We start from the raw sequence: 22,195 nt of genomic DNA, 5'->3' as shown, positions 1-22,195 counted from the left end.
CAAATTCATGCAAGGCAACCACCGCTGAACCGAAGTTCGTATAGCGGCAATCCGTTCTTGGCAATTGTCTCGCTGCCATGAAACCATTCAAGTGAACCTTTGACTTGGCAGGTGTAGAGCATGTCGTCAGACTGAAGTGTGGACGGGCCGCGAATTGGAATGATCTCATTCGGGTCCAGCAATGCTTTACGCAGGAAGGCGTAGATGGGCTGGGCAGAGTCTGGCGCCACGTCAGGAGACAAACCACCGGCATAACCCATCGACCAGATAGCACTCCCGCCGGAATAGACGACCTCGTGACCAACGAAGCGGAGCATTCCGAAATAAATATCCCGATAAAGAAACCTGCCTTCACCATATTCAAGCTGCTTCGCATCTTGCAGAACTGGGGCAACAGACGCTTGGTCTCCCTGAGCGGCGTAGGTCGCGGTTTTTGCAGTGCGGAGAAATCGACCGAACTCGTGCGGTAGTGTGCTCATGGGTGAGATGCCCTTTGCCTGAGTTAGGCCGAACCGCGAAGCAGCTGTGACTCCAGTGAACTGCTGGGTCATCGGATCGCCAGCGCCATGTCCACCCGATGCATGCCTGCACCCCAGCCGTCTGGGATGAATCCGTTGATCACGGCGCCAAACTTGGTGAAGAACGGCGCGGACTTGTGGCTCGCGGCGATCTCCACCAACTCCAGCCCGAGGGAAATGGCGAGCCTGATCAAGCGGGCCATCACCGCCGAGCCAATGCCCATGTCTTGAAAGGATGGGTGCAGCAGCAACCAGCTCACACTGCGGCACAGACGTCCATGGCCCGTCAACCCAAAAGCACCCACCACCTGGCCCTGGACCTGACACAGCTCGTAACAAGCCGAGCCGGTGTCAAGAAAACTCGCATAGTCAAGACGCTCACCCGGCGCAAAAAATTCCGGGCAGTTGGCATCAAAAAGGCCCAGGCAGGTCTCTCTCTCGTTGCGCGAATAGGGCCTGAAGTGAACTTGGATGTCCATAACTTTGTTGATGGTGTCAGAGGTAAGTCAAGTTGGTGCACGCCTGAGCATTCTGCAAACAATCTGCTTGCCGCCAAGAGGTGCTGGCTGGCATCGCCTGTCTGCCCATTCTCAGTGGCTCGGCCCGATTTGGATATCCCCCGTTTGGGGGAAGTGTTGCAAAAAACGCGGATGTGTCTCTGCACCCGCTCCCACAAACAACGCTATTTCTGAAATAGCTGCCAACCCTTATTCCAAAAGGGCTGGAGGCCAATTTCTTATGCAAGGGCTTGGCAACGCCGGGCACGATAGAGCTCAGCCGTTGGCCAAACTTTGTGTGCTCAAGTGCATCTAGAATGCGCCCCGGGTGTTTACATTGCGTGTTGTGGTGTAGCAGGTTGTTAGCGCTGGTCGGGCCGCCACGCGGAGTAACTTCGACCATGTCTCTTGCACCCCAAACCGTCGCCCTGGTGGCCCCGGCCCTGATTGCCGTTTTTGTGGTGGCCTACGCGGCCATTGCGCTGGAACACCCCCTCAAAATCAACAAATCGGGCTCGGCCCTGGTTGGCGCTGGCCTGATGTGGACGCTGTACGCGCTGTCGGTGGGTGACCACCACCTGGTGGGTGAACAGCTCAGTGAGTCGCTCATGAGCACGGCACAGATCGTGTTTTTTCTGATGGGGGCGATGACGATTGTGGAGGTGGTGGACGCCCACAACGGTTTTGAGGTGATCACCTCACGCATCAAGACCGCCAAGCTGTCCACGCTGATGTGGCTGGTGGGCTTTGTCACGTTTTTCCTGAGTTCCATCCTGGACAACCTGACCACCACCATCGTGATGATTTCACTGATGCGCAAGCTGCTGGCCAAACGCGAAGACCGCCTGTTTTTCGCCGGCATCATCGTGATTGCCGCCAACGCGGGTGGCGCCTGGTCACCCATTGGTGACGTGACCACCACCATGCTGTGGATTGGTGGGCAGATCACCAGCCTGGCGATCATCCAGGGCGTGTTGCTGCCCTCACTGGTGAGCCTGCTGGTGCCACTGGCGATCGTGGCTTATATGCTGCGTGGCCGGGCTGCGGTGGCACCCGCCAAGGCGGCTTCAATGGCCGGTTCACACACCACCCTGTTTGAACGCAATCTGATGTTTTTCCTGGGGTTGGGCATTCTGGTGGCGGTACCGGCGTTCAAGACACTGACCCATTTGCCACCGTTCCTGGGCATCTTGTTTGGCCTGGGGCTGTTGTGGGTGGTGGGTGACATCGTGCATCGCCGCAAGGAAGACGAGGCCAAACAGCATTTCACCCTGGTCCATGCCCTGAGCAAGATCGACATGGGCTCGTTGGTGTTTTTCATCGGCATCTTGCTGGCGGTGGCCACGCTGGAGCACACCCACGTGCTGACCTCGCTGGCACAGTGGTTGAGCCAGGCCGTCGGGCGCCAGGACATCATCGTGATGATCATCGGCCTGGCCAGCGCCGTGGTCGACAACGTGCCGCTGGTGGCCGCATCCATGGGCATGTACAGCCTGGAGCAGTTCCCGCAGGACCATTTCTTTTGGGAGTTCCTGGCCTACTGCGCAGGCACCGGTGGCTCGATCCTGATCATTGGCTCTGCCGCCGGGGTGGCCGCCATGGGGCTGGAAAAGATCCAGTTTTTCTGGTATCTCAAGAAAATCGGTGCTCTGGCTCTGGTGGGTTATCTGGCCGGCGCTGGGGTGTATTTGTTGCAGTACCAATTGATGCATTGAGGCCAGCCGCTGCAGCTGGCGCTGCAGTTTTTTTGGGTTGTATTCAGCCTGTTTGACCTGGCGCAAAGAACCTCGCTTTAGCCCTCAGGATGCCACTGACGGCCCATTTTGCCCCGACAAAAGCCCCCTATCATCCTGCGGCCAACCACGGATGGCCAAGTCGTTTGTTCGACGCGCATCCACCCACCGATGACGATGCTCATCCTCAACGTTGCCAGCGTGGTTATCTATTTTCTCAACGACCCAGAAAGTATTTCGCATGAAGAAGTTCATTGCACTCGCCGCCGTCACCCTCAGCCTGGTTGGCTGCGCCTCCGTCAACATGGGTGATGCCAAACAGGACGCCTCGGCCAAGAAGTTCACAGCCCCTAAGGACAATACCGCTGTCTACATTTACCGCAACGAATCCATGGGGGGCGCAGTGAAGATGGATGTCGAACTGGATGGCAAACCCATCGGTCAGACCGCCGCCAAAACCTTCCTGTACAAAGAAGTGGCACCAGGCAAACACACGCTGAGCTCAAAGGCAGAAAACACCGACTCTCTGGAGATCGACGCCAAACCCGGCGCACTGCTCTACATCTGGCAAGAGGTGAAGATGGGCGTGTTGTATGCACGCACCAAGCTGCACCTGGTGGATGCAACACAAGGTCAAAAAGGCGTGCTGGAAAGCAAGCTCGCCAACACCAAGTAAACACCGCTGCCCCCTGCAGAACAAGGACTGGGTACTCTGACGGCTTTGGGGGCGGCTGACTTGTCGCCATCAGCCTGTCCCAGGTGTTTGAGGCTACGCTTGCGTTGAGGCTCACGGAGCTTGTCCACCCAAGCACGCTTACCGCAGGGACACCACCTCCTCTGGCTGCCAGGCACCCAAGGCCAACTGCACTTGGGAAAAACTCTCGATGGCGGTCGCCTGGGCGACCAGGGTGGCGCGCTGGGCTCGCAACTGCTGCACCCAGTGGTCCTGTGCCAGGCTGCCTGGCTCCAGCCCGGCACGGGCTCGCACACCACTGTATTGAGCGGTGGCCCGGGCCGCTTGTTCTGCTTGTTGTGCGCGCTGCAGCATCAGCTGGGCGGCCACCCAGCCACGCAAGGCGGACTCGCTGTCCTCCAGCGCTTTGAGCACCGTCTGCTCCAGACCATGCCAGGCGCGTTCACTGCCTGCCTGCGCCGCTGCGGCCTGAGCTTGGATGCGGCCCATGTCGAGCCAGTCCCATTGCAGCACCGGTCCGGCGGCATAACGCAGTGCACCCGCGCTGCCCAGCTTACCCGCCAGAGCGTTGGCTCCGACGTTAAGGTTGAGGCTCAGCCGTGGCAGGTGGGCCCGCTCAGCCAGCACCACGTTGCCCAGGCTGGCGCGCAGCAAGGCGTCAGCCCGGGCCACGTCGGGCCGATTGGCCAGCAGGTCATTGGGCTGCACCAGACCGGCCGAGCCTGGCACCGCTGGCAAATCAGCGACAGCCAGCAGGGCTTGCCAAGTCGCATCGGTTTGGGTCGGTGCGCGACCTGCCAGCGTGGCCAGAGCCGCTGCGGTGACGTGTGTCAATGCCTGGGTCTGGGCCTGCTGCGCCCGCAGTTGCGCCAGCTCAGCTGTCACAGCCAAGGCTTCGCGCTGATCGGCCAGACCGGCAGCCACCCGCGCCTGCATCTGTGTCTGGCGTTGGCCCAAGGCGGTCAACTCCTGGTCCAGTTGCAGGAGTTCCTGCTGGTGCAGGCGCAGTCGCACATACTGGCGCACAACTTCGGCTTGCAACAAGGCAGTGGCCGCATGGGCCTCGGCGCGGGCCGCATCAGCCTGGCGCTCAGCGACGGCGCTGGCCGTGCCAAGGCGGCCAAACAAGTCAAGCTCCCAGGACACCATCTGTCCCACGCTGGCCAGCGACTGTTCGGGTGGACGTGGCAGCCCCTGTTGATAAGGGTCCACCTCTGCGATGGAGGCGCGTTGGCGCTGCACCTGGGCGCTCAGACTGCCTTGGGGCAGGCTCGCCCGCTCGGCCACACCGGCCATCGCACGGGCTTCCTTGACGGCGGCCAACGCGGCCAGACGCACGTGGTTACCTGCCATGGCCAGATCCATCAGCGTATTGAGCCGGGGGTCAGCCAGGTCTTGCCACCAGCTGCGACTGGGCACGCCCAGTTGCAATCCGGCTGCCGCTGCTGCCGGTGTCAACTGCTGTGCCACGCCACTGCGTTGGGTGATGTCGGGCAAGTGGCTGGCTGGCGCCACATTGGCGCAGCCTGTGAGCACAGCCAGCAGGGTTGACAGGCCAAGCAGTGTTGCTGCGCTGCGCGCGATATCAGGGGGGTTCTTCAACATGGTGTTTCTCACAATTGGTTGGCCGACACCCGGTAGGCAACGGCGTACAGTGCCGGGATCAGACCCAGCGTGATCAGGGTGCCCAGCGCCAGACCGCCCATCATCACCACCGCCAGACTGGTCCAGACCACACCACCAAACAGGCCCAGTGGCACCAGCCCCAGGGTACAAACCAGACTGGTCATGACGATCGGACGCAGGCGCTTGGCCGCCGCTTCTTCAATGGCCCGCGCTGCAGGCAGTCCGTTGCGTCGGGCTTCTTCGATGGCGTCGAGCAACAACACGCCGTTGTTGACGATGATGCCCGACAGCGCCAGCAAACCCAGCGTGCCGACAAAGGTCAGCGTGGTGCCGGTGGCGGTGAGCGCCAGCGCTGCGCCAATGCCCACAAACGGGATGCTGGCCAGAATGATCAGACTCTTGCGCAGGCTGTCGAACTGCCACACAAACAGCAGGAACATGGCAACCACGCAGGCAGGCAGCAGCGCCATGATGGTGGCATTGGCGTCGGCGTTTTCCTCGATCTCACCACCCAGAGCGATCTGAACCTTGCCGCTGGCCAGAATCTCGTCCAGCACCGGCTGCACCCGATCCACAATGCCTTGTGCGGTGAGTTGCGGGTTCTTGGCGCTGACGGTCACCGTGCGCTGCTGGTTGTAACGCTGGATCACCGAGGGCTGACTCACCAGGCGCAACTGGGCCACCTGACCCAGTGGCACGCTGCCACTGCCATCGGCTTTCTGGACGGGCAAGGCCGCCAGTTGTTCCACCCGTGTGCGCAGTGCGCCGGGGCCGCGCAACAGCACCGGCAACACGGTGTCACCGTCCCGGTATTGTGAGATGGCCGAACCGGCCAGCAACAGATTCAGGCTACTGGCGATATCGGCACTGCTGACATGCGCAGCCAGGGCGCGGGCCTGATCGACGCGCACGTCGAGTTGGCGAATCTCGTGCTCGGCATCACTGTTCACGTCCACCATGCCTGGCTGGGACTGCAAGGCAGCCAGCAGCTTTTCGGCGGCAGCGCGGTGGCTGGTGCCGTCCGCACTGGTCAGACGCACGACCGCCAGCCCAGCGTCAGATGACCCCATCGAAAACCGTTTTGGTTCGAACTTCACATCAGGAAAGCGCTGAGCCAGGCCACTGCGCAGGAGCTCCATCGCCGCCGCATGGGTGGCGCCGGGAGCCAGCGTGAGCACCGCATAAGCACGGTGTGCAGCAGGTGTGGGCGGGTTCAATGCCAGGATGAAACGCGGGCCACCGTCACCCATGTACAGCGCATGACTGGCCAGCTCAGGGAAAGCCTGCTTGTCACTGAGTGCACGGCTGATCTCATCGGATATGGCAAGTGTTTTGGCGCGGCTGGCGTCAGGGGACAACTCGATGGACATTTGCAACTGCTTGCGCTCGGAAGCGGGCATCAATTCGGACGGAACCTGGGTGAACAACCAGCCTGCCAGCCCCAGCAAAACGACCATGCTACCCACATACAGGGCTTTGTGGCCCAGCACCCAGCGCACCCGGCCACGGTACCACCCGGTGAGCGCCTCCACCACCCTGGCGGTACGGCTCAACTCGACATGGTGTCGTGCAAAACGCTGGCACAGCAGCGGCGTGACCGTCATGGCCAGCAACAGCGACAACAATAAGGCGATGGCCATCACAATGCCCATGCTGCGCAGGTATTCACCGATCTCGGTTTGACTCAGAACCAGCGGCATGAAGGTCAGGATGATGGCCAGTGAGGACACCAGCAGCGGCACAAACATGGTGCGCCCAGCCTCTGCGGCGGCCGTTTCGCGCGGCTCGCCCAGGCTCAGGCGGCGCTCCATGTCCTCGGCCACCACAATCGCGTTGTCCACAAACAGGCCCAGCGCGATGATGATGGCACCAATTGAGATGATGTGCAGGTCAATGCCAGCGAGCTTCATCAGCCCAAGCGCTCCTAGCACCGTGGTGGGCACGATGGCGCCCACGATCAAGCCGGTGCGCAGCCCCAGGAACAGCACCACCACAGCCATCACGATGACGGTGGTCTCGATGAACACCTGGCCCACTTGTTTGAGCTGTTTGGTGACGATCTGCGCCTGATCGGTAATGGGCACCAGCGCCATACCTGCGGGCAGCGTGGACTCCAGACTTTGTACCTCGTCACGCAGGCGCTCGGCAAAACTGACAACATTAAGCCCGGGGTCCATCGACACCGCAATCACCGCTGCGGGCACACCATTCACAAAAGCACCGACCAGCGGTGGGTCTTGAGCTACCCGCTCGACACGAGCGACCTGGCTCAGTGGCACCACGCCGCCGCCGGGCAAGGGGATGGGGGTGTTGCGCAGCTGATCCAGGTTAGCCACATCACCACTGACCGACAACGCAATCTCGGTGCCTGCCACATCCATGGCGCCCGCGGGCGCAAGCACATTGCGCCGGGCCACCGCCTGCGCCACCACCCCTGGGCTGATGCCACGCGCCCCGAGGGCTGGCACATCCAGCAGGATCTGCACCTGCTCGTCGCGGATGCCATGCAGGGACACCCGCTCCACACCTTTGAGCTGCAGCAGCGTATCACGCATGCGACGTGCGTGTTCACGCAGCTCACCTGCGCTGTAACCTGGCCCAGTCAGACCCATGGTGAGTACCGCAACACTGCCAAATTCGTCGTCCACCAAAGGCCCGACCGTGCCCTCGGGCAAGGACGGTTGCAGGTCGTTCATGCGTGTGCGCAGGCGTTGCCAGACGGCTGGCAACTGACTGGCAGAGACGGTTGGATCCAGCTCGACATAGGTGAATACAAAGCCCGGGCGCACCGTGGTTTTGATGCGTTTGACCTCGGGCAGGCCTCGAACGCTTTCTTCGGTCGGGCGCGCTATCAATTGCTCCATGCGCTCCACCGAAGCGCCAGGCACAAAACTCAGCACGGTGGCGGTGCGCACCGTGATTTGAGGTTCTTCAGTGGACGGAAAATCCAGCGCCAGCCACAGGCCAGCCAGGATCAGCGCCAGGGCAGCGAGCAAGGTGAAACGAGGGCGGCGCAAGGCCGCGACAGTGAGGCTTGTCATGGCGCGCCCCTTAGAGTTTGGCCACAACCGGCTGGACCTTCATGCCCGCACGCAAGGCCAGGGCACCGGCGACAACCACCTGCTCACCCGCGTGCAGACCCTGTGTCACCTCAATCCAGTCACCCACCACCGCACCCAGGGTCAAAGTGACCTGCTCCAGGGTTTGCCCGTCGGCAGCCAGCCGCAGGGCGCTGCCGACCTGGCTGGTCTTGCCTGGCAGAACAGCCCGCAACGGCACCTGTACCCCCGCCTGGGCATCACCACGTTTCAGACTGTGCAGCGCGACAGACCAGGTCGAGCCAAGCTGCGCGGCTTCTGGCACGGCCAGCCAGACCTGGCGCACACCGCCAGCATCGAGACGTTCGGCGCTGCGCAGTACCCGACTCGGCCATGTCTCTCCCTGGCCATGCAGGGTGATGGCCTGACCGGGTTTGAGGTTCAGGTTGCCCGGCACCTGAATCACGAGCTCACGTCCACCCCCCTCCACCGCAAGTACAGGTGTACCAGGGCCGGTGGCCTGACCAGGCTCCAGGCTACGCAGGGAAACTACACCGTTGATCGGAGCACGCAGACGGGCCTGCTCGACAGCCCAGGCGGCTTGCTGGCGCTGCGCCTGGGCGGCATTCACAGCGGCCTGAGCGCTGGCCAGCTCCAGCTGAACCGCACCCCATTCGGTAGCGCTGGCGGCGTCGGCCTGCTGTGCCGGGCGCATCCGCTCCACGCGATGCTGCGCTTCTGCCAGCTGGGCTTGACTGCGCTGCAGTTCGGCACTGGCCGCAGCCAGTTGCGCTTGCAAAGGCTGATCGTCCAGACTGGCCAGGACTTGCCCCTGGCGCACCACATCCCCCACCTGCGCAGTCACGCTGGTGACCAAACCGGCCACCGCAAACGACAACTCCGCACGTCGAGCAGCACGGACATCACCGACAAAAGTCTGCAGGGCTTCCTCGCTGCTGCGGGCTGTGGCCACATAGGCTGGGCGGACCGGATCGGCCACTGCAGCAGTATCGCTGTGGGAGCATGCGGACAGGACAAAAGCCAGGGACAGCATGCCAGCCGTCAGCGCAGCTGGGCGGGCTTGCCAGAGGTAATTGGGGTGAATGAACACGGTGCTTTGCTTTCCTAGTGGGTTTTGATGGAGGACCAAAGACGTGTTTTGGCCAGCGGACGCACTGTAGGTGCTGGTTAGGTCGAACATGGGGACCAAACGGGTCATGCATGGTGTTTGTTTCGGCCACAGTAGAGTCAGATGGATTGCCTATACCCTGGCTAGTGACAAATCTGGCCATGCAGGGGGCTATTTCGGACGAATTTTGGTTTCTCCGTTTCCTTACCTGAGCCTTCGGGCATCATGGAGGTGTCCCAGTCACCCTTTCTGGCAAACCATGAAACACCCGACCGAGCGCCAACACGCACAACCGTCATCCGTGCCACCCCAAATGCAAGCCGCGGCCAATATCGTGCCCTACACAGCGCGCTCACTGCTGGGCTTGGTGGAAGACCGCGGGCTGTCGGCCGAACGCATTTGTCGCGGATTGGGCTTCAGCCATCAGGATTTGCAAAACCGCGAGATGCTTCTATCTCACCTTCAGGTACGCAGCTTGATCCTGCGTGCGCAGAAGCTGCTGGGGGAGCCCGCGTTGGGTCTGGCCGCAGGGGGGCGTCAAACGCCGGTGTCATGGGGTCTGCCCGGCCTGGCCATGTTGACTTGCGAGACTTTTGGCGAGGCCATCAGCTACGGCCTGAGTCGGCAGACCGAAGCGGGTGCAATGATGCGCCACCTCTTTGAGGACCATGGCCGTGAAATGCACCTGGAGGTGGTACCCCGCATTTTTGACCTGACGATCGAACCCTTTTTGATCGAGGAATCGTTTGCAGCTGCGCTGTCGGTCAGCCGTTATCTTGTCGGTCCCTCATTTAAGCCGGTACGGGTGGACTTGGCATTCGACGGCGGGGCGCACAAGGAGGTGTACACACACTTCTTTCGCTGCCCGGTTCGCTTTGACGCGGGTTGCAACCGCGTGACCCTGGAGTCACACTGGCTGGGCGCGCGCCTGCCCGGCTACGACCGCATCACCTGCGGACTGATCCGCGAGCAGCTCAATTCTTTGCTCAAGCAACCGGTGGGGCGCCATGATCTGGTGGAGTCCTTGTCCAACCGCATCCGTTTTGGCATCGAAGATCGCCCCAGCCAAAGCGACCTGTCACGCCAGCTGAACCTGAGCGAGCGCTCCTTGCGCCGTCGTCTGGACAAACAGTCGGTCGGTTTTCGTGGGTTGCGTGACGCCGCTCTGTTCGAACGTGCCCGCGATCTGCTGCAGAACTCGTCAAACACTATCGCAGAGGTCGCGCAGGCGGTCGGTTACTCGGATGCCAGAGCTTTCCGACGCGCTTTCAAGCGCTGGTCTGGTGAACTGCCAACGGCTTTTCGCGCCAGGTGTTGACGCCAACCCATTTACCCTCACAATAGCTGCGGTTACTTCCCGGTGCCACGGCGACTGCAAACGACTGGTCTGTTCTTCCCATCCTCAGGAGTCGGTTTATGAACATGGTGTCTTCGTTGAAAATTGGTGTGCGTCTGGCGCTGGGTTTTGCCCTGGTGTTGGCCCTGGTGGTGGTGATCACCGCCTTCAGTGTGGTTCAGCTCAACAGCTTGGCTCAAGCCAGCCAGGACATGATGCAGGAACCGCTGGCCAAAGAACGCTACATCTCGGACTGGAGCCGCAACATCAATGTGGCAGTGATCCGCACCACAGCCGTGGCCAAAAGCAGCGACGCCAGCCTGGTGCCATTTTTTGCAGCCAATGCAGCCGAAATCACCAAAAGCACCAGCGAACTGCTGAAGAAGATCGAACCGCTGATCTCGTCTCCAGAGGAAAAAGCCCTGTTTGCCAAGATCTCCGAGGTACGAAAACTCTACTTGACCAGCCGCGACCAGGTCACCAAACTCAAAAGTGATGGCCAGGTCGAGGAAGCCAACAGCATCCTTGAGAAAGATTACCTGCCCGCAGCCGACGGTTACATGAAGCTGGTGGGTGAATTTCTGGCGGTGCAGCGCCAGAACCTGGACACCCGTGCCAAAGAAATTGCCGACATTGAGCACACCAGCCGCAATCTGCTGATGGCTCTGGCCATGAGTGCCCTGGCTTTGGGTGCGCTGTGTGCCTGGCTGCTCACGGTGGGCATCACCGGACCGCTGAAAAACTCGCTGGCGGTTGCCACCCGGGTGGCCGAGGGGGACCTGAGCGCCGACATCCAGGTGGTAGGCCAGGACGAAACAGCGCAGTTGCTGCAAGCCCTGTCTACCATGAAGAACCAGTTGGCGGGCATTGTGAACCATGTACGCCAAGGCTCCCAAGGGGTGTCGGTGGCCAGTGCCGAAATTGCCCAGGGCAACAACAACCTGAGTGAACGCACCGAACAACAAGCCAGCGCGCTCGAAGAAACCGCCGCATCGATGGAGGAGCTCAGTGCCACGGTACGGCAAAACGCCGACAACGCCCGCCAGGCCAACCAGTTGGCGCAAAGTGCCAGCACGGTGGCGATCCAGGGCGGTGAGGTGGTCAACCAGGTGGTGGCCACCATGAAGGGCATCAACGACAGCTCGCGCAAGATCGCCGACATCATCGGCGTGATCGACGGCATTGCCTTTCAGACCAATATCCTGGCCCTGAACGCTGCGGTGGAAGCCGCCCGCGCTGGTGAACAGGGTCGCGGTTTTGCGGTGGTGGCCAGCGAGGTGCGCAGCCTGGCTGGCCGCTCGGCCGACGCGGCCAAGGAAATCAAGAGCCTGATCACCGACAGTGTGCACCGTGTCGAACAAGGCTCCGCGCTGGTGGACCAGGCCGGTGTCACCATGGCCGAGGTGGTCAGCTCGATCCGCCGCGTGAACGACATCATGGGGGAGATCAGCGCCGCCAGCTCCGAACAAAGTCAGGGCGTAGCCCAGGTCAGCGAGGCGGTGACCCACATGGACCAGGCCACCCAGCAGAACGCCGCCCTGGTGGAGGAAATGGCCGCTGCGGCCAGCAGCCTCAAATCTCAGGCGCAGGAGCTGGTGGAGGTGGTGTCGGTCTTTAAACTCTCGACCAACCCCCAGATGGGTTGACCTGAGCAACCGTGACGCCAAACGCTATTCCATATGTAGCTACTTCCCCTTTATCCATAAGGGCTAGAGGCACATTTCTTTATCATCCTGATTGACCTGGCAGGCCACACATCCATGGACATGCACCTCTACCCAGGTTATCTGCCTGGCACCATCGGCAGAATCGCCGAATTACACGCGTCGTTTTATGCCGAACACAGTGGGTTCGGCGTGGCGTTCGAGGCCAAGGTTGCCTCTGAACTGGCCGAATTCTGCGTCAATATGGATCCCACCCGCGATGGGATGTGGCTGGCCGTGGCATCCGGTGAGATCCTGGGCTCAATCGTCATTGATGGTGCAAAGGCCGAAGACAAAGGCGCGCATCTGCGTTGGTTCATCGTCTCTGACAAGCTGCGTGGCTCAGGCGCGGGCAAGCAGCTGCTGAGCGCCGCCATGGATTTCTGTCGCAGCAAGTCATACCGCAAGGTGTACCTCTGGACTTTTGACCAACTCCATGCGGCGCGGCATCTGTACGAAAAGTACGGTTTCCAGCTGGCCAAAGAGCAACTTGGCCATCAGTGGGGCATGGAAGTGAATGAGCAACTGTTTATCAAAAGTGAAGTCTGATGGCTTCAGTGGGCGCAAGCACCTATTCTCTAACCAAACACATAAAGAATCACGTCATGTTTGTCATTTTGCTGAACTACATCAAGCCACTCTCTGAGGTTGACTGTTTTGTGGCGGAACACAGGGCCTATCTGGCGTCTCACTACGCCAGCGGTCACTTTTTGATGTATGGGCGCCAGGAGCCGCGCACGGGCGGGGTCATCTTGGCCAAAGCGCCAACCCGAGCCGAGATTGAGCGCATCATTCAGAACGACCCGTTTCATCGGGAACAGATTGCTGAGTACAACATCGTTGAGTTCTTACCCTCCATGACGGCCACCGAGCTGGACAGTCTCAAGGAAGGTTGATGTAAGCGCTGCTCGCAGCAACTGCTAACCGTCTTTTTTCACATGCGTTTGACCATGACACGCTGGCTGCCGTGCACCCTTACCGCTTTGTTCACCGTCACAGTTGGCGCCCAAGAAGACGACCGAGCCAACTACTTCAACGACCCGTTCCTGCAAGTCACCGACGCCATACCAAGCTGCCCGAAGCAAGAGAAGCCCAAGATCACCGTCGCGCAGCGGCAAGCCGAAACGCATTGGCGTGCGGAGCGTGGCACCAGTTGCTACCAGTCAGGCCGTTGCCGACTGTCAAACGCCTACCTGTATGACCAGGAGATCATCCCGCGTGTTAAAAAGGCGATCCTGGCCGACGGTCGGTTTGCCAACACCAGCATTTGGGTCGAGGGTCAACGCCGCTGGGTCTGGCTCAAAGGCTGCGTGGCCAGCGAAGAACAGAGTCTGCAGATCGAGCAACTGGTCCGCAATATCGATGACGTCGAGGCCGTCATCAATGCGCTGGTCACCGTGCCACGATGAGAGCGCTATCACGGTACTCAACAGCGTCAACCACACACCGAACAGATCAAAGCTTGCCCGCCACCGGGAGCGCTTTTTCGTCAAGCGCCACATCGAACAAAGCCCATCATGAAAATCGACCACATCGCCCTCTGGACCAACAACCTTGAACGCTGCAAGCAGTTTTATGTGTCGTACTTCGGTGCTACGGCAGGCAGCGGCTACACCAACCCCAAGAAGGGTTTTACGTCTTGCTTCCTGAGCTTCATCGACGGTGCCCGGATCGAAGTGATGACAACCACAACGCTTGATCCGGTTGTGATTGAGCCGGGTGCCCAGCGCATGGGCTTGACACACTTTGCTGTCTCGCTCGGTTCAGAGCAGCTGGTGAATGCGCTGACCCAGCGCCTGAAAAACGATGGCTACCCGGTGCTGGATGGCCCGCGGCGAACCGGTGATGGTTACTACGAAAGTGTTGTGCTGGACCCAGACGGCAACCGCATCGAGATCACGGCCTGAGTGGTGCCTATGCACGGCAACTACCTGATCTACGACGCCTTGTACGAAGAAGCCCGGCAACATGGCTGGCACGGATGGGGTGGCAACAGCCGCATCGCATCTGGGCCAGAGCAGGTGCAGCGCATTCTTCAGAAACCCTATGTTCCCCACAACGGCCGCGTCCTGGAGTTGGGTTGCGGAGAGGGCCATTTGTGTCGGCTGCTGGCCGCCCGGGGATTTGATGTCATAGGAGTCGATGTTTCTAAGGTCGCCATTGACTGGGCGCGTGAGAAACTGTCAGAGTTTCCTGTTCAGTACATTCATGCAGACCTGAGTCAACCCGGCGTGCTTGAGGGCAAGACCTTTGATTTGATCGTGGATGGCAATTGCCTGCACTGCATCCTTGGCGCGGATCGCGTGGTGTTCTTAAACAATGTCTATCGCCTGCTGTCACACGATGGCATCTTCTTCGTCAGCAGCTTATGCGCCCGTGATGCGGAGTCAGTCACCACGCAGCGTGAAGGTCAAGCCTACCGTTTTGTCCCGAGCGTTGAATATTTGTTACAAGAGCTGGACCAAGCACAGTTGGCGGTTGTGGAATGGGACGTTCAAGAGCGCGATGGCTTCCATCACATCCATGTGTTCGCTAAAAAAGAGGCTGCCACCAAACCATTGGCTTAGGTGGTCGCATTTATCTTGTTATGTATTTTTGAAGCTTTTACGATGCCCACTACCCCACTCGAAGTGATCCAGCGCCAACTGGCGGCCTACAACGCCAAAGACATAGACGCCCTGTTAGCCACCTATGCGATGGATGCCGAGCAATACACCCTGCACGGGGAACGCCTGGCCAAGGGGCATGAGGACATACGCGCCCGCTTTGTGACACGATTCTCGGAACCCGATCTGCATGCCCGCTTGTTGTCTCGCACCGTGATGGGCCAGATCGTTGTGGATCTGGAGTTGATCACCCGCAACTTCCCTGAAGGGCTTGGCACCGTGGAAATGTTGTGTGTATACGAAGTCAAAGATGGCCTCATCCAAAAGGTGTCATTTGCCACGGGCGACAAGCGACTGAACTGACTGCTGACAGCTGTGAACCGGTTGTTGCGGCCACAGACAGAACATCCACCCACTTGTAGACGACATGACATACACACTCGCAATCACCGATGTGGCGGACGAGAGCATTCGGCAAGCCATTCTTGCGCCACTGCGGGCCTACAACGACAGCCAGGCTGGCCCCAGCCAAGGCAGGCCACTCGTCATCCAGGTGAAAGACGAGATGGATGCAACCCTTGGCGGACTGTGGGGCTATACAGGGTATGGCTGGCTCTTCACCCAACTGCTGGTGGTCCCGGACAGCCTGCGCGGCCAGGGCATCGGAACCCAACTCATGCAGCTTGCAGAAACCGAGGCCATCACGCGAGCGTGTCACAGCGCCTGGCTCGACACCTTCGAGTTCCAAGCGCGCGGCTTTTATGAACGTTTGGGCTACAGCTGTTTTGGTGAACTGCCCAACTACCCGGTGGGGTTCTCGCGGTACTTCATGAAGAAAAATCTCGCGGCGTTGAACACGTGATATACGGCCTGTTCTGTCAACAACATAGGCAAGCGCCCAGGGCCAAGACGCATATGAAACAAAGGCAAGGGTATCGGGCCAGCACCAAGGCTCGGGATCGCTATCAGACTTGATAGCGATCTTTTTGCAACCCGCTTGTTAGGCGGCTGCCGTCGTCTGCAATCGAACCGAGGGCTGCACAGATGCGCGTTTGAATTCTGTGATGGCAACCGCCAGTGCCGCGACACCCCAAAAAACGGGGTATTCATAACCGCCGGTATTCCAGGTCCACCCAAAGCCTTTCACAACTTGTAGCGCGTAAACAGCCATGGCCATCACAAAAGCGGCACCAAGCGCTGCCCACCGGGTGCACAGCCCAAGTACGAGCGCCATACCTGTAACAAGTTCGGCACAGGCTGCCATGTAGGCCCAGACTTCTGGGGGGTTGAAGCCAGCCTTGCCAAAGAAGGCAATGGTTCCTGCCGTTAGGCTACCAGCCACAAATTTGCCAGCGAAATGCGGAAGCATGAACAGACCACAGATGATACGAACGACGTTGTGGCTGTCAGACAAATCGAAATTCTTCGCCTGGATACGGAAGTCTTCTCTCTTTACAAACATGGTTTATCCTAAAAACTGGTTGAGTTGAGATTGATTCTCGTTGACGATGTTATCTGTGAATTGACTTACATCAAGATAATGCCTCTTTGCTGATGAGAGGTGCACGCCTAAGAGCCAACAACCCGTGGAACGCTCAGCCAACATCGCGCCTTCTTGACCAGCTAGGGTCAGCCCAAGGACACCAGAAAACTTGTCCCGGCGCGAAGTCATGGTTGCATTCTTGTTCAGTTTTTGGGCAAACGAGCAATCTCGGTGGTGATCGCATCCATTTGTGTTCTCAGCAATTGCGCCACAGAGGCGTTTGCACACACCTGGTCCTTCTGGAGCGCTTTGCCGTATTCATTGCGCAGTGACTCCTCACCATCACGCACCGCTGGCAGGACATCGCGGTCCAGATCGGTCAGCCAATCCCGCAAAATCACCACAACTTTGTTCACGGTACCCTGCAAGGAAGAGTCGTCCTGGCCTGACTCGCGCAACAGTTCGAGTTCAGCCACTTGCTCAGCGGCATGCTTTTCGTGCATCGCGATGAGCCGAGCGAGCACCGTCTGGATTTCGGGCTCTGCCCGCGCCGACATCTCCCGGTACCCTTTTAAAACGTCGTTGGTGGCGGTGTGAATGTCATGCAATGCGTCAGTCGTTCGGTTGCTCATGGTGGCTCCTGTATGTAAAAAAATGATTGTCAAAGCAGCCCGTTGCAGTCGCCTGCGCAAGACCAGAGTGCCTGTCCGTTCAATAACACCAGCGGCGGCATCACGAAGTGATTGCTGCCGTGTCTTACCGCTACCAACAGCGGTCGACGAAACAGGCTGAGATGTCAGTTTCACGGCCCAATGCGGAGGGGTCTGTTCGATGACGTACACAGGCGTTGGACAGTGAGATGCGCTGCCCAAATTGAATAGGGTTGCTCCAGCGCAGCGTCTGACTTGCCTGCACCTATCAGGCACACTGTCGTGCCCACGCAGACCCAATCTCGCCATGCCCATCCCAGAATGCCCGCTCTTGCCTGTTCCCGACATAGATGATGCGGCGCACTTGCTGTTTGTCATCAACGCCGCTTCGGGCCGCCATGATGCGGATGTGACCCGTCAGGTCATTGAGACAACGCTGCAGGCCGCCGGAAGAACCGGTGAGCTGTTGTTTGCCCGCCCCGACGAACTGGCACGTGTCGCCCAGCGGGCCGCCCGGACCGCCGCCGAACGGCGCACGGCGGTGATTGCAGTGGGGGGCGATGGCACGATCAATTCGGTGGCGCAAGCCGCGCACGCCCAGGGCTGTCCCATGGGTGTGATGCCGCAAGGCACTTTTAATTACTTCGCCAGGACACACGCCATCCCCACCGACCCTGCGGCGGCAGCGCAGGCTTTGCTGGGTTGCGAGCCCGTGGCGATACAGGTGGGTTTGATCAACGACCGGGTTTTCCTGGTCAACGCCAGCGTCGGCCTTTACCCCCAGTTGCTGGAAGACCGAGAGGCTTACAAGGCCCGCTTTGGCCGCAGTCGGCTGGTGGCCTTCGGCGCTGGTCTGGTGACCTTGCTGGGTCGGCATCACCAGCTGCGGCTGCGCATTGAACTCGGCCCCAACGCGCGTGAGATCACCACCCCCACCCTGTTTGTTGGCAACAACCGGCTGCAGCTGGAACAAGTGGGTTTGTCCCAGGCAAGTTCACTGGACGAGGGCTGTATTGCGGCGGTGATGCTGCGCCCCATCGGCACGGTGGCCATGCTGGGGCTGATATGGCGTGGGGCCATGGGCACGCTCGGTGAGGCCGACACGGTGGAGAGCTTCAAGTTTCAACGCATGCGCGTCAAACCCAGGCGGGCATGGGGGAGCCGCACGGTGAAAGTGGCGTTCGACGGCGAGGTGAGCCGGATGCCCATGCCGCTGCAGTTCCAGGTGTCCCCCAAACCGCTGTACCTGCTCAAGTCGGCGGCCGAACCAGCGGTGTCCGATGCCGAACAGGGTCACGCATGAGTGTTCTGCTGCAGATCTCCGACGCCCATTTCGGCACCGAACAGGTCTCGGTGGTTGAAGCGCTGGTGGCTTTGTCGCAGCAACAACAGCCCGATGTGCTGGTGCTCTCAGGCGACATCACCCAGCGTGCCCGGGCTTGCCAGTTCCGCGCGGCACGCGCCTTGGTCAATCGGCTTGGCAAACCGGTATTGGCTATTCCGGGCAATCACGACATCCCGCTTTTCAACATAGGTGCGCGCCTGCTGCACCCCTATGCCCAGCACTGTGAAGCTTTCGGCGAAGAGCTGGAACCTGTGCACACTTCGCCCGAATTGCTGGTGCTGTGTATCAATACAACACGCTGGTATCGGCACAAAAACGGGGAGGTCTCGCCCGCGCAGATAGAGCGGGTGAGCAAGCGGTTGGCCAGTGCCGAACCAGGGCAATTACGTGTGGTGGTGGTGCATCACCCGGTTGCTGTGCTGCGCGCCGTTGATGTGCAAAACCTGCTGCGTGGCCACGCCGCCGCACTGCAGCGCTGGGCCGCCGCTGGCGCCGACCTGGTTTTGGGTGGACACATCCATCTGCCATACGTGATCGCCCTACCCGACCTGACGCGGCCCATGTGGGCAGTGCAGGCGGGCTCCGCGGTGTCGTCACGCGTGCGCGACGGCGTGCCGAATTCGGTGAACCTGCTGCGTTGGGGCAGCGACGCGCCTGCGGGGCGCTGCCTGATCGAGCGCTGGGACTACGCAGCCTCCAGCCAAACCTTCGTTCGCACGGCTGTCAACGACGTTCAACCGGCACGCACCGGTAAACCAGCCGATGTGGACTGACGCCGAGTGGCTCGCGCAAGTCGCGTTCTGGGCGGGCCAACACGCGCTGCCGATCAGTCTGGTGCTGCAGGCACTTTTGCTGACAACCACCTGGGCGGGCTGGTGGCTGCTGCGGCCAGGCACCCTTCTGCGCGAGCCAAGAGTTCAAGGGATCCTGCACACCGCACTTGGCATCACCACCGCGCTGATGGGTGCGGGCGTTTTCACGGTGCTGGCCAGAGCGCTGCTTATGGGCCCTGAATTGGGCTTGGTCGACCAGGTGTTCGCCGACGCGTTGCGCACCCATGTGCCGCCGTTGGCACTGCCGGTGTTTGCGTTGCTCACACACTTTGCCGACACGGCCGTGCTCACCGGCCTGGGTATCGGCGTGGCGATGGCGCTTTTGGCCCGGCGGCGACCCGGGCTTGCCGTCGGTTGGGTGGCTGCAGTGGGCGGCAACAGTTTGCTCAACCACAGCCTCAAGCAGGTGTTTGCCCGCACCCGACCGCTGGATGCCGACGGGCTGGCGCTGGCACCAGGATTCAGCTTCCCGAGCGGACACAGTTCCGGCGCGGTGGTCGCCTATGGCATGTTGGCTTATCTGGCGCTGAGGTTATTGCCGCCCAGGTGGCACCTGCCAGCGCTGCTGACGGCCGTAGGCATCGCCTTCTCGGTCTGCGTCAGCCGACTATTTTTGCGCGTACATTTTGCAAGTGACGTTATCGCCGGTTGGATGTCGGGCAGCACGTGGCTCGCACTGTGCATCCTGGGTGTGGAGCTGCTACGTCGTTCCGCCAAGGGCTGAGGCGAGGCTGGGCCCCATCATCACTGCCCGTTGGGTAGCCTCGATGTTTGTAAGTTGGCACACGGGGGGTTCTTGATGACTGCCACAGCTCGAGTAAATCGGAAAGCTGGCTGATACGTTTGGGGTCTGAAACGTGTACCCGCAGTGCAGCGCAAGCAGTCATCTGTGATGGACTGCTGGACGGCAAGTCCGGGCCAGTTGCCGTCATTCGCGAGTGGCCGCTATATGGTCTTGAAATTGGCTCTGTTATGAGTCAGTTGCGGAATGGGCAAGACGACCGCTCTGGCGCAGTCCATTTTCACAAAATGGCGTGCTATATCGCTGGAACTGCTGCTGGCTTACCAAAACGCAGGCCAAGCACCAGTGGCACCATGATCGCGTAAACGACAAGAGCCGACAGCCAGATGGCACCGGGCCATTGCGCTTTGACAGCGAAATACACACTGGAGAACGCCAGCGGGCAGACGATGGACGCCAGACTTACGGCCGATGCGAGCACCCCTTGAAACTGGCCCTGCTGGCTCTCATCAACCTGCCTTGTCGCCAGCGACTGCAGAGCGGGTGCGCCAATGCCGCCGAGGGCAAAGACCGGCATGATGGCGAAGATCATCCAACTCTGTGTGGCGAAAGCCATCACGATCAGCGCCATGCACGCGCTCACGATGCCGGTCAGAATGGTCCCGCGTTCGCCCAGCAATTTCACCGCTGGGCCAGGAAGAAAGGCCTGGGCCAGCGTCTGACAGACACCAAAGGTGCCAAGCGAAAGTCCAATCCAAAGTCCATTCCACTGGAAGGTGTCATTCCCCCAGAGCGCCCAGCAGGTCCCATAGACTTCACCTGCAGCGCTAAAAATGAAGAAGATGACGGTGATGGGCAGCAGGCGCTTCTCCGAGAACGCCCAACGCAGTGGTCGCAACGGGTTCAGCGCCGCTAGATCGATTTTCTGATGGCTCGGTGCACGCGACTCCGGAAGCATGAAGAACGCCAGCAGGAGATTGCAGGTGTTCAAGACTGCCGCTGCGATGAAGGGCAGCCGCAGCCCATAGTCACCGAGTGCGCCACCGAGTACGGGGCCGATGATGAAGCCTATGCCAAACATTGCGTTCAAAAGGCCAAAGCGGCGCGCGCGCTTGTCCTCCGGAGAAATATCGGTGATATAGGCGGTCGCCACAGAAGTGTTGGCACTTGTCAGGCCAGCAATCGCACGGCCAAGCAGCAACATCCAGAGATTCGACGCCAAGGCCAGGAACAGGTAGTTGATGGCCGCACCAGCGAGCGAGATCAGAAGCACCGGTCTTCGGCCAATCCGGTCGCTGAGTGAGCCGAGCACCGGTGCAAAAATGAACTGCATGGCTGCGTAGAGGGCCATCATGATGCCAATGTAGGGCGCCGCGCTTTCAGCATGGGTGACGCTCTGCAGCAGCGAAGGCAGAATCGGAAAGATGAGGCCGATGCCAATAGCATCCAAAACAATGGCAGTGAAAATGACGATAAGCGATTTATTCATGTACTTGAAACTAATATGTACTAAGTACATTAAATGTACTCGATACAATTAATCTATGTCAATCCCCTCCGACCGTCGCTCTCGAAAGCGCCTTGCCACGCGACAAGAGATTTCCAATGCCGCCACGCGCCTCTTCTGGGCGCGGGGCTTTGATCCGGTGACAGTGGATGAAATTGCAGAGGCTGCCGACGTAGGGCGGATGACGGTGTTCAATCACTTCCCCCGCAAGGAGGACATGTTTTTTGACCGCGAAGAAGAGGGCAGCGAAACTTTGCGCAAAGCCTTGCGTCAGCGTGATCCCCGCGTTACTCCGATTGAGACCCTGCGCCTGCTCTCACATCGCTTGGTTGCCGAACAGAGCCCTTACCTTAGTTTTACTGCCGAGGGTCAACGCTTCATAACGACCATTGAGGGCAGCGAAACTCTGAAAGCCCGGGCCAGAGCGATTCGTGATGAACTCTCGCAAGTCGTCACAGTGGCGCTAGCCGAATGCGCTGGGCGAGAATTCACCGATTCAGCAGCGCACTTGGCCGCTAACCTGTTCATGGCGACGTGGACCGTGGCGTTTATTCAGGCGCACCAAGCCTTTCGGCAGAAGGCAGATGCGGAGGAAGCAAAGGCACTTTTTCTGGCGATTGTTGATCAGGGAATCATCGGGCTGAAAGCTGCGATGGCGGGTACACCTTACGCCTAGACAATTAAGTTTGGCGGCCTCGAATTTGTGAAGCACGAATTACGTTTCGGGCCAGTTGGAGTCATCGGTCAATGACTGC

Annotated in this window: 24 protein-coding genes; 15 read left to right on the top strand and 9 right to left on the bottom strand. The window is 59.9% G+C overall.

Annotated features, from left to right (window positions below; translation table 11 throughout):
- Positions 1-5 precede the first annotated feature (5 nt).
- Both KKO72_RS11915 and KKO72_RS11910 read right to left on the bottom strand, forming a co-directional pair.
- Complete coding sequence (locus KKO72_RS11915) at positions 6-551, bottom strand: DUF5680 domain-containing protein (protein ID WP_214938512.1); 546 nt, start codon at positions 549-551, stop codon at positions 6-8.
- Entirely contained in the window at positions 548-997 is a 450-nt protein-coding gene (locus KKO72_RS11910; RefSeq protein ID WP_214938510.1) for a GNAT family N-acetyltransferase, read from the bottom strand. The genes KKO72_RS11915 and KKO72_RS11910 overlap by 4 nt, the downstream gene beginning before the upstream one ends.
- A 419-nt stretch (positions 998-1,416) precedes the next feature.
- Between KKO72_RS11910 and nhaD the strand changes: the two genes are divergently transcribed.
- Together nhaD and KKO72_RS11900 are read left to right on the top strand one after the other, a co-directional pair.
- On the top strand, positions 1,417-2,730 hold the full coding sequence (gene nhaD, locus KKO72_RS11905) for a sodium:proton antiporter NhaD (RefSeq protein WP_251140608.1): 1,314 nt from the start codon (positions 1,417-1,419) through the stop codon (positions 2,728-2,730).
- Positions 2,731-2,989: 259 nt separating this feature from the next.
- Positions 2,990-3,424 (top strand): DUF2846 domain-containing protein, encoded by a 435-nt coding sequence (locus KKO72_RS11900; protein ID WP_214938508.1) that lies wholly within the window; start codon positions 2,990-2,992, stop codon positions 3,422-3,424.
- A 138-nt stretch (positions 3,425-3,562) separates the two neighbouring features.
- Here the strand turns inward: KKO72_RS11900 and KKO72_RS11895 are convergent, their stop codons facing one another.
- The 3 genes from KKO72_RS11895 to KKO72_RS11885 are packed head-to-tail and all read right to left on the bottom strand — an operon-like array spanning position 3,563 to position 9,217.
- The gene (locus KKO72_RS11895) at positions 3,563-5,047 is read right to left on the bottom strand and encodes a TolC family protein (RefSeq protein ID WP_214938506.1); all 1,485 of its coding nucleotides are present in this window, start codon (positions 5,045-5,047) and stop codon (positions 3,563-3,565) included.
- A gap of 8 nt (positions 5,048-5,055) precedes the next feature.
- Positions 5,056-8,109 (bottom strand): efflux RND transporter permease subunit, encoded by a 3,054-nt coding sequence (locus KKO72_RS11890; RefSeq protein ID WP_214938504.1) that lies wholly within the window; start codon positions 8,107-8,109, stop codon positions 5,056-5,058.
- Between the two features lie 10 nt (positions 8,110-8,119).
- Positions 8,120-9,217 (bottom strand): efflux RND transporter periplasmic adaptor subunit, encoded by a 1,098-nt coding sequence (locus KKO72_RS11885; protein WP_214938502.1) that lies wholly within the window; start codon positions 9,215-9,217, stop codon positions 8,120-8,122.
- 277 nt (positions 9,218-9,494) lie between these two features.
- Here KKO72_RS11885 and KKO72_RS11880 point away from each other — a divergent pair, with 277 nt between their 5' ends.
- The 9 genes from KKO72_RS11880 (at position 9,495) to KKO72_RS11840 (ending at position 15,742) form a co-directional block, all read left to right on the top strand.
- Positions 9,495-10,553 (top strand): AraC family transcriptional regulator, encoded by a 1,059-nt coding sequence (locus KKO72_RS11880; RefSeq protein ID WP_214938487.1) that lies wholly within the window; start codon positions 9,495-9,497, stop codon positions 10,551-10,553.
- Between the two features lie 98 nt (positions 10,554-10,651).
- On the top strand, positions 10,652-12,217 hold the full coding sequence (locus KKO72_RS11875) for a methyl-accepting chemotaxis protein (RefSeq protein WP_214938485.1): 1,566 nt from the start codon (positions 10,652-10,654) through the stop codon (positions 12,215-12,217).
- A 114-nt stretch (positions 12,218-12,331) separates the two neighbouring features.
- A complete protein-coding gene (locus KKO72_RS11870; protein ID WP_214938483.1) occupies positions 12,332-12,823 on the top strand; it encodes a GNAT family N-acetyltransferase in 492 nt (163 codons plus the stop codon).
- 56 nt (positions 12,824-12,879) lie between these two features.
- On the top strand, positions 12,880-13,170 hold the full coding sequence (locus tag KKO72_RS11865; protein WP_214938482.1) for a YciI family protein: 291 nt from the start codon (positions 12,880-12,882) through the stop codon (positions 13,168-13,170).
- A gap of 54 nt (positions 13,171-13,224) precedes the next feature.
- A complete protein-coding gene (locus tag KKO72_RS11860) occupies positions 13,225-13,683 on the top strand; it encodes a BON domain-containing protein (protein WP_251140607.1) in 459 nt (152 codons plus the stop codon).
- Between the two features lie 108 nt (positions 13,684-13,791).
- The gene (locus KKO72_RS11855) at positions 13,792-14,181 is read left to right on the top strand and encodes a VOC family protein (RefSeq protein WP_214938478.1); all 390 of its coding nucleotides are present in this window, start codon (positions 13,792-13,794) and stop codon (positions 14,179-14,181) included.
- A 9-nt stretch (positions 14,182-14,190) separates the two neighbouring features.
- On the top strand, positions 14,191-14,841 hold the full coding sequence (locus tag KKO72_RS11850) for a class I SAM-dependent methyltransferase (RefSeq protein ID WP_214938477.1): 651 nt from the start codon (positions 14,191-14,193) through the stop codon (positions 14,839-14,841).
- A gap of 42 nt (positions 14,842-14,883) precedes the next feature.
- Positions 14,884-15,243 carry a nuclear transport factor 2 family protein gene (locus tag KKO72_RS11845; protein ID WP_214938475.1) on the top strand — a complete coding sequence of 120 codons (360 nt, stop codon included), beginning with the start codon at positions 14,884-14,886 and terminating at the stop codon, positions 15,241-15,243.
- 64 nt (positions 15,244-15,307) lie between these two features.
- The gene (locus tag KKO72_RS11840) at positions 15,308-15,742 is read left to right on the top strand and encodes an N-acetyltransferase (RefSeq protein WP_214938473.1); all 435 of its coding nucleotides are present in this window, start codon (positions 15,308-15,310) and stop codon (positions 15,740-15,742) included.
- 138 nt (positions 15,743-15,880) lie between these two features.
- On the opposite strand, the gene KKO72_RS11835 is transcribed toward KKO72_RS11840, so the two are convergent.
- Genes KKO72_RS11835 through KKO72_RS11825 form a run of 3 tightly spaced genes read right to left on the bottom strand, consistent with a single transcriptional unit; the run spans position 15,881 to position 16,995 of the window.
- Positions 15,881-16,342, bottom strand: coding sequence for a DoxX family protein (locus tag KKO72_RS11835; RefSeq protein ID WP_214938471.1), 462 nt, complete (start codon positions 16,340-16,342; stop codon positions 15,881-15,883).
- A gap of 3 nt (positions 16,343-16,345) precedes the next feature.
- On the bottom strand, positions 16,346-16,552 hold the full coding sequence (locus KKO72_RS11830) for a hypothetical protein (RefSeq protein WP_214938469.1): 207 nt from the start codon (positions 16,550-16,552) through the stop codon (positions 16,346-16,348).
- Positions 16,553-16,566: 14 nt separating this feature from the next.
- Positions 16,567-16,995, bottom strand: a complete 429-nt coding sequence (locus tag KKO72_RS11825; protein ID WP_214938467.1) for a DUF2383 domain-containing protein — start codon at positions 16,993-16,995, stop codon at positions 16,567-16,569.
- A 325-nt stretch (positions 16,996-17,320) separates the two neighbouring features.
- Here KKO72_RS11825 and KKO72_RS11820 point away from each other — a divergent pair, with 325 nt between their 5' ends.
- From KKO72_RS11820 to KKO72_RS11810, 3 genes are read left to right on the top strand one after another with little or no spacing between them, the layout of a single operon-like run.
- Positions 17,321-18,316 (top strand): diacylglycerol kinase family protein, encoded by a 996-nt coding sequence (locus KKO72_RS11820; protein ID WP_214938465.1) that lies wholly within the window; start codon positions 17,321-17,323, stop codon positions 18,314-18,316.
- The gene (locus tag KKO72_RS11815; RefSeq protein WP_214938463.1) at positions 18,313-19,131 is read left to right on the top strand and encodes a metallophosphoesterase; all 819 of its coding nucleotides are present in this window, start codon (positions 18,313-18,315) and stop codon (positions 19,129-19,131) included. The genes KKO72_RS11820 and KKO72_RS11815 overlap by 4 nt, the downstream gene beginning before the upstream one ends.
- Positions 19,121-19,915 carry a phosphatase PAP2 family protein gene (locus tag KKO72_RS11810; RefSeq protein WP_214938461.1) on the top strand — a complete coding sequence of 265 codons (795 nt, stop codon included), beginning with the start codon at positions 19,121-19,123 and terminating at the stop codon, positions 19,913-19,915. Before KKO72_RS11815 ends, KKO72_RS11810 begins: the two co-directional genes overlap by 11 nt.
- Positions 19,916-20,228: 313 nt before the next feature.
- Here the strand turns inward: KKO72_RS11810 and KKO72_RS11805 are convergent, their stop codons facing one another.
- Positions 20,229-21,422, bottom strand: coding sequence for a TCR/Tet family MFS transporter (locus tag KKO72_RS11805; RefSeq protein ID WP_214938460.1), 1,194 nt, complete (start codon positions 21,420-21,422; stop codon positions 20,229-20,231).
- Positions 21,423-21,477: 55 nt separating this feature from the next.
- Between KKO72_RS11805 and KKO72_RS11800 the strand changes: the two genes are divergently transcribed.
- The gene (locus KKO72_RS11800) at positions 21,478-22,116 is read left to right on the top strand and encodes a TetR/AcrR family transcriptional regulator (protein ID WP_214938458.1); all 639 of its coding nucleotides are present in this window, start codon (positions 21,478-21,480) and stop codon (positions 22,114-22,116) included.
- Positions 22,117-22,195: the final 79 nt, after the last annotated feature.

This window comes from Rhodoferax sp. U11-2br, assembly GCF_018619435.1.
Taxonomy (GTDB): domain Bacteria; phylum Pseudomonadota; class Gammaproteobacteria; order Burkholderiales; family Burkholderiaceae_C; genus Rhodoferax.
This window is presented reverse-complemented; position numbering and strand designations above follow the sequence as displayed.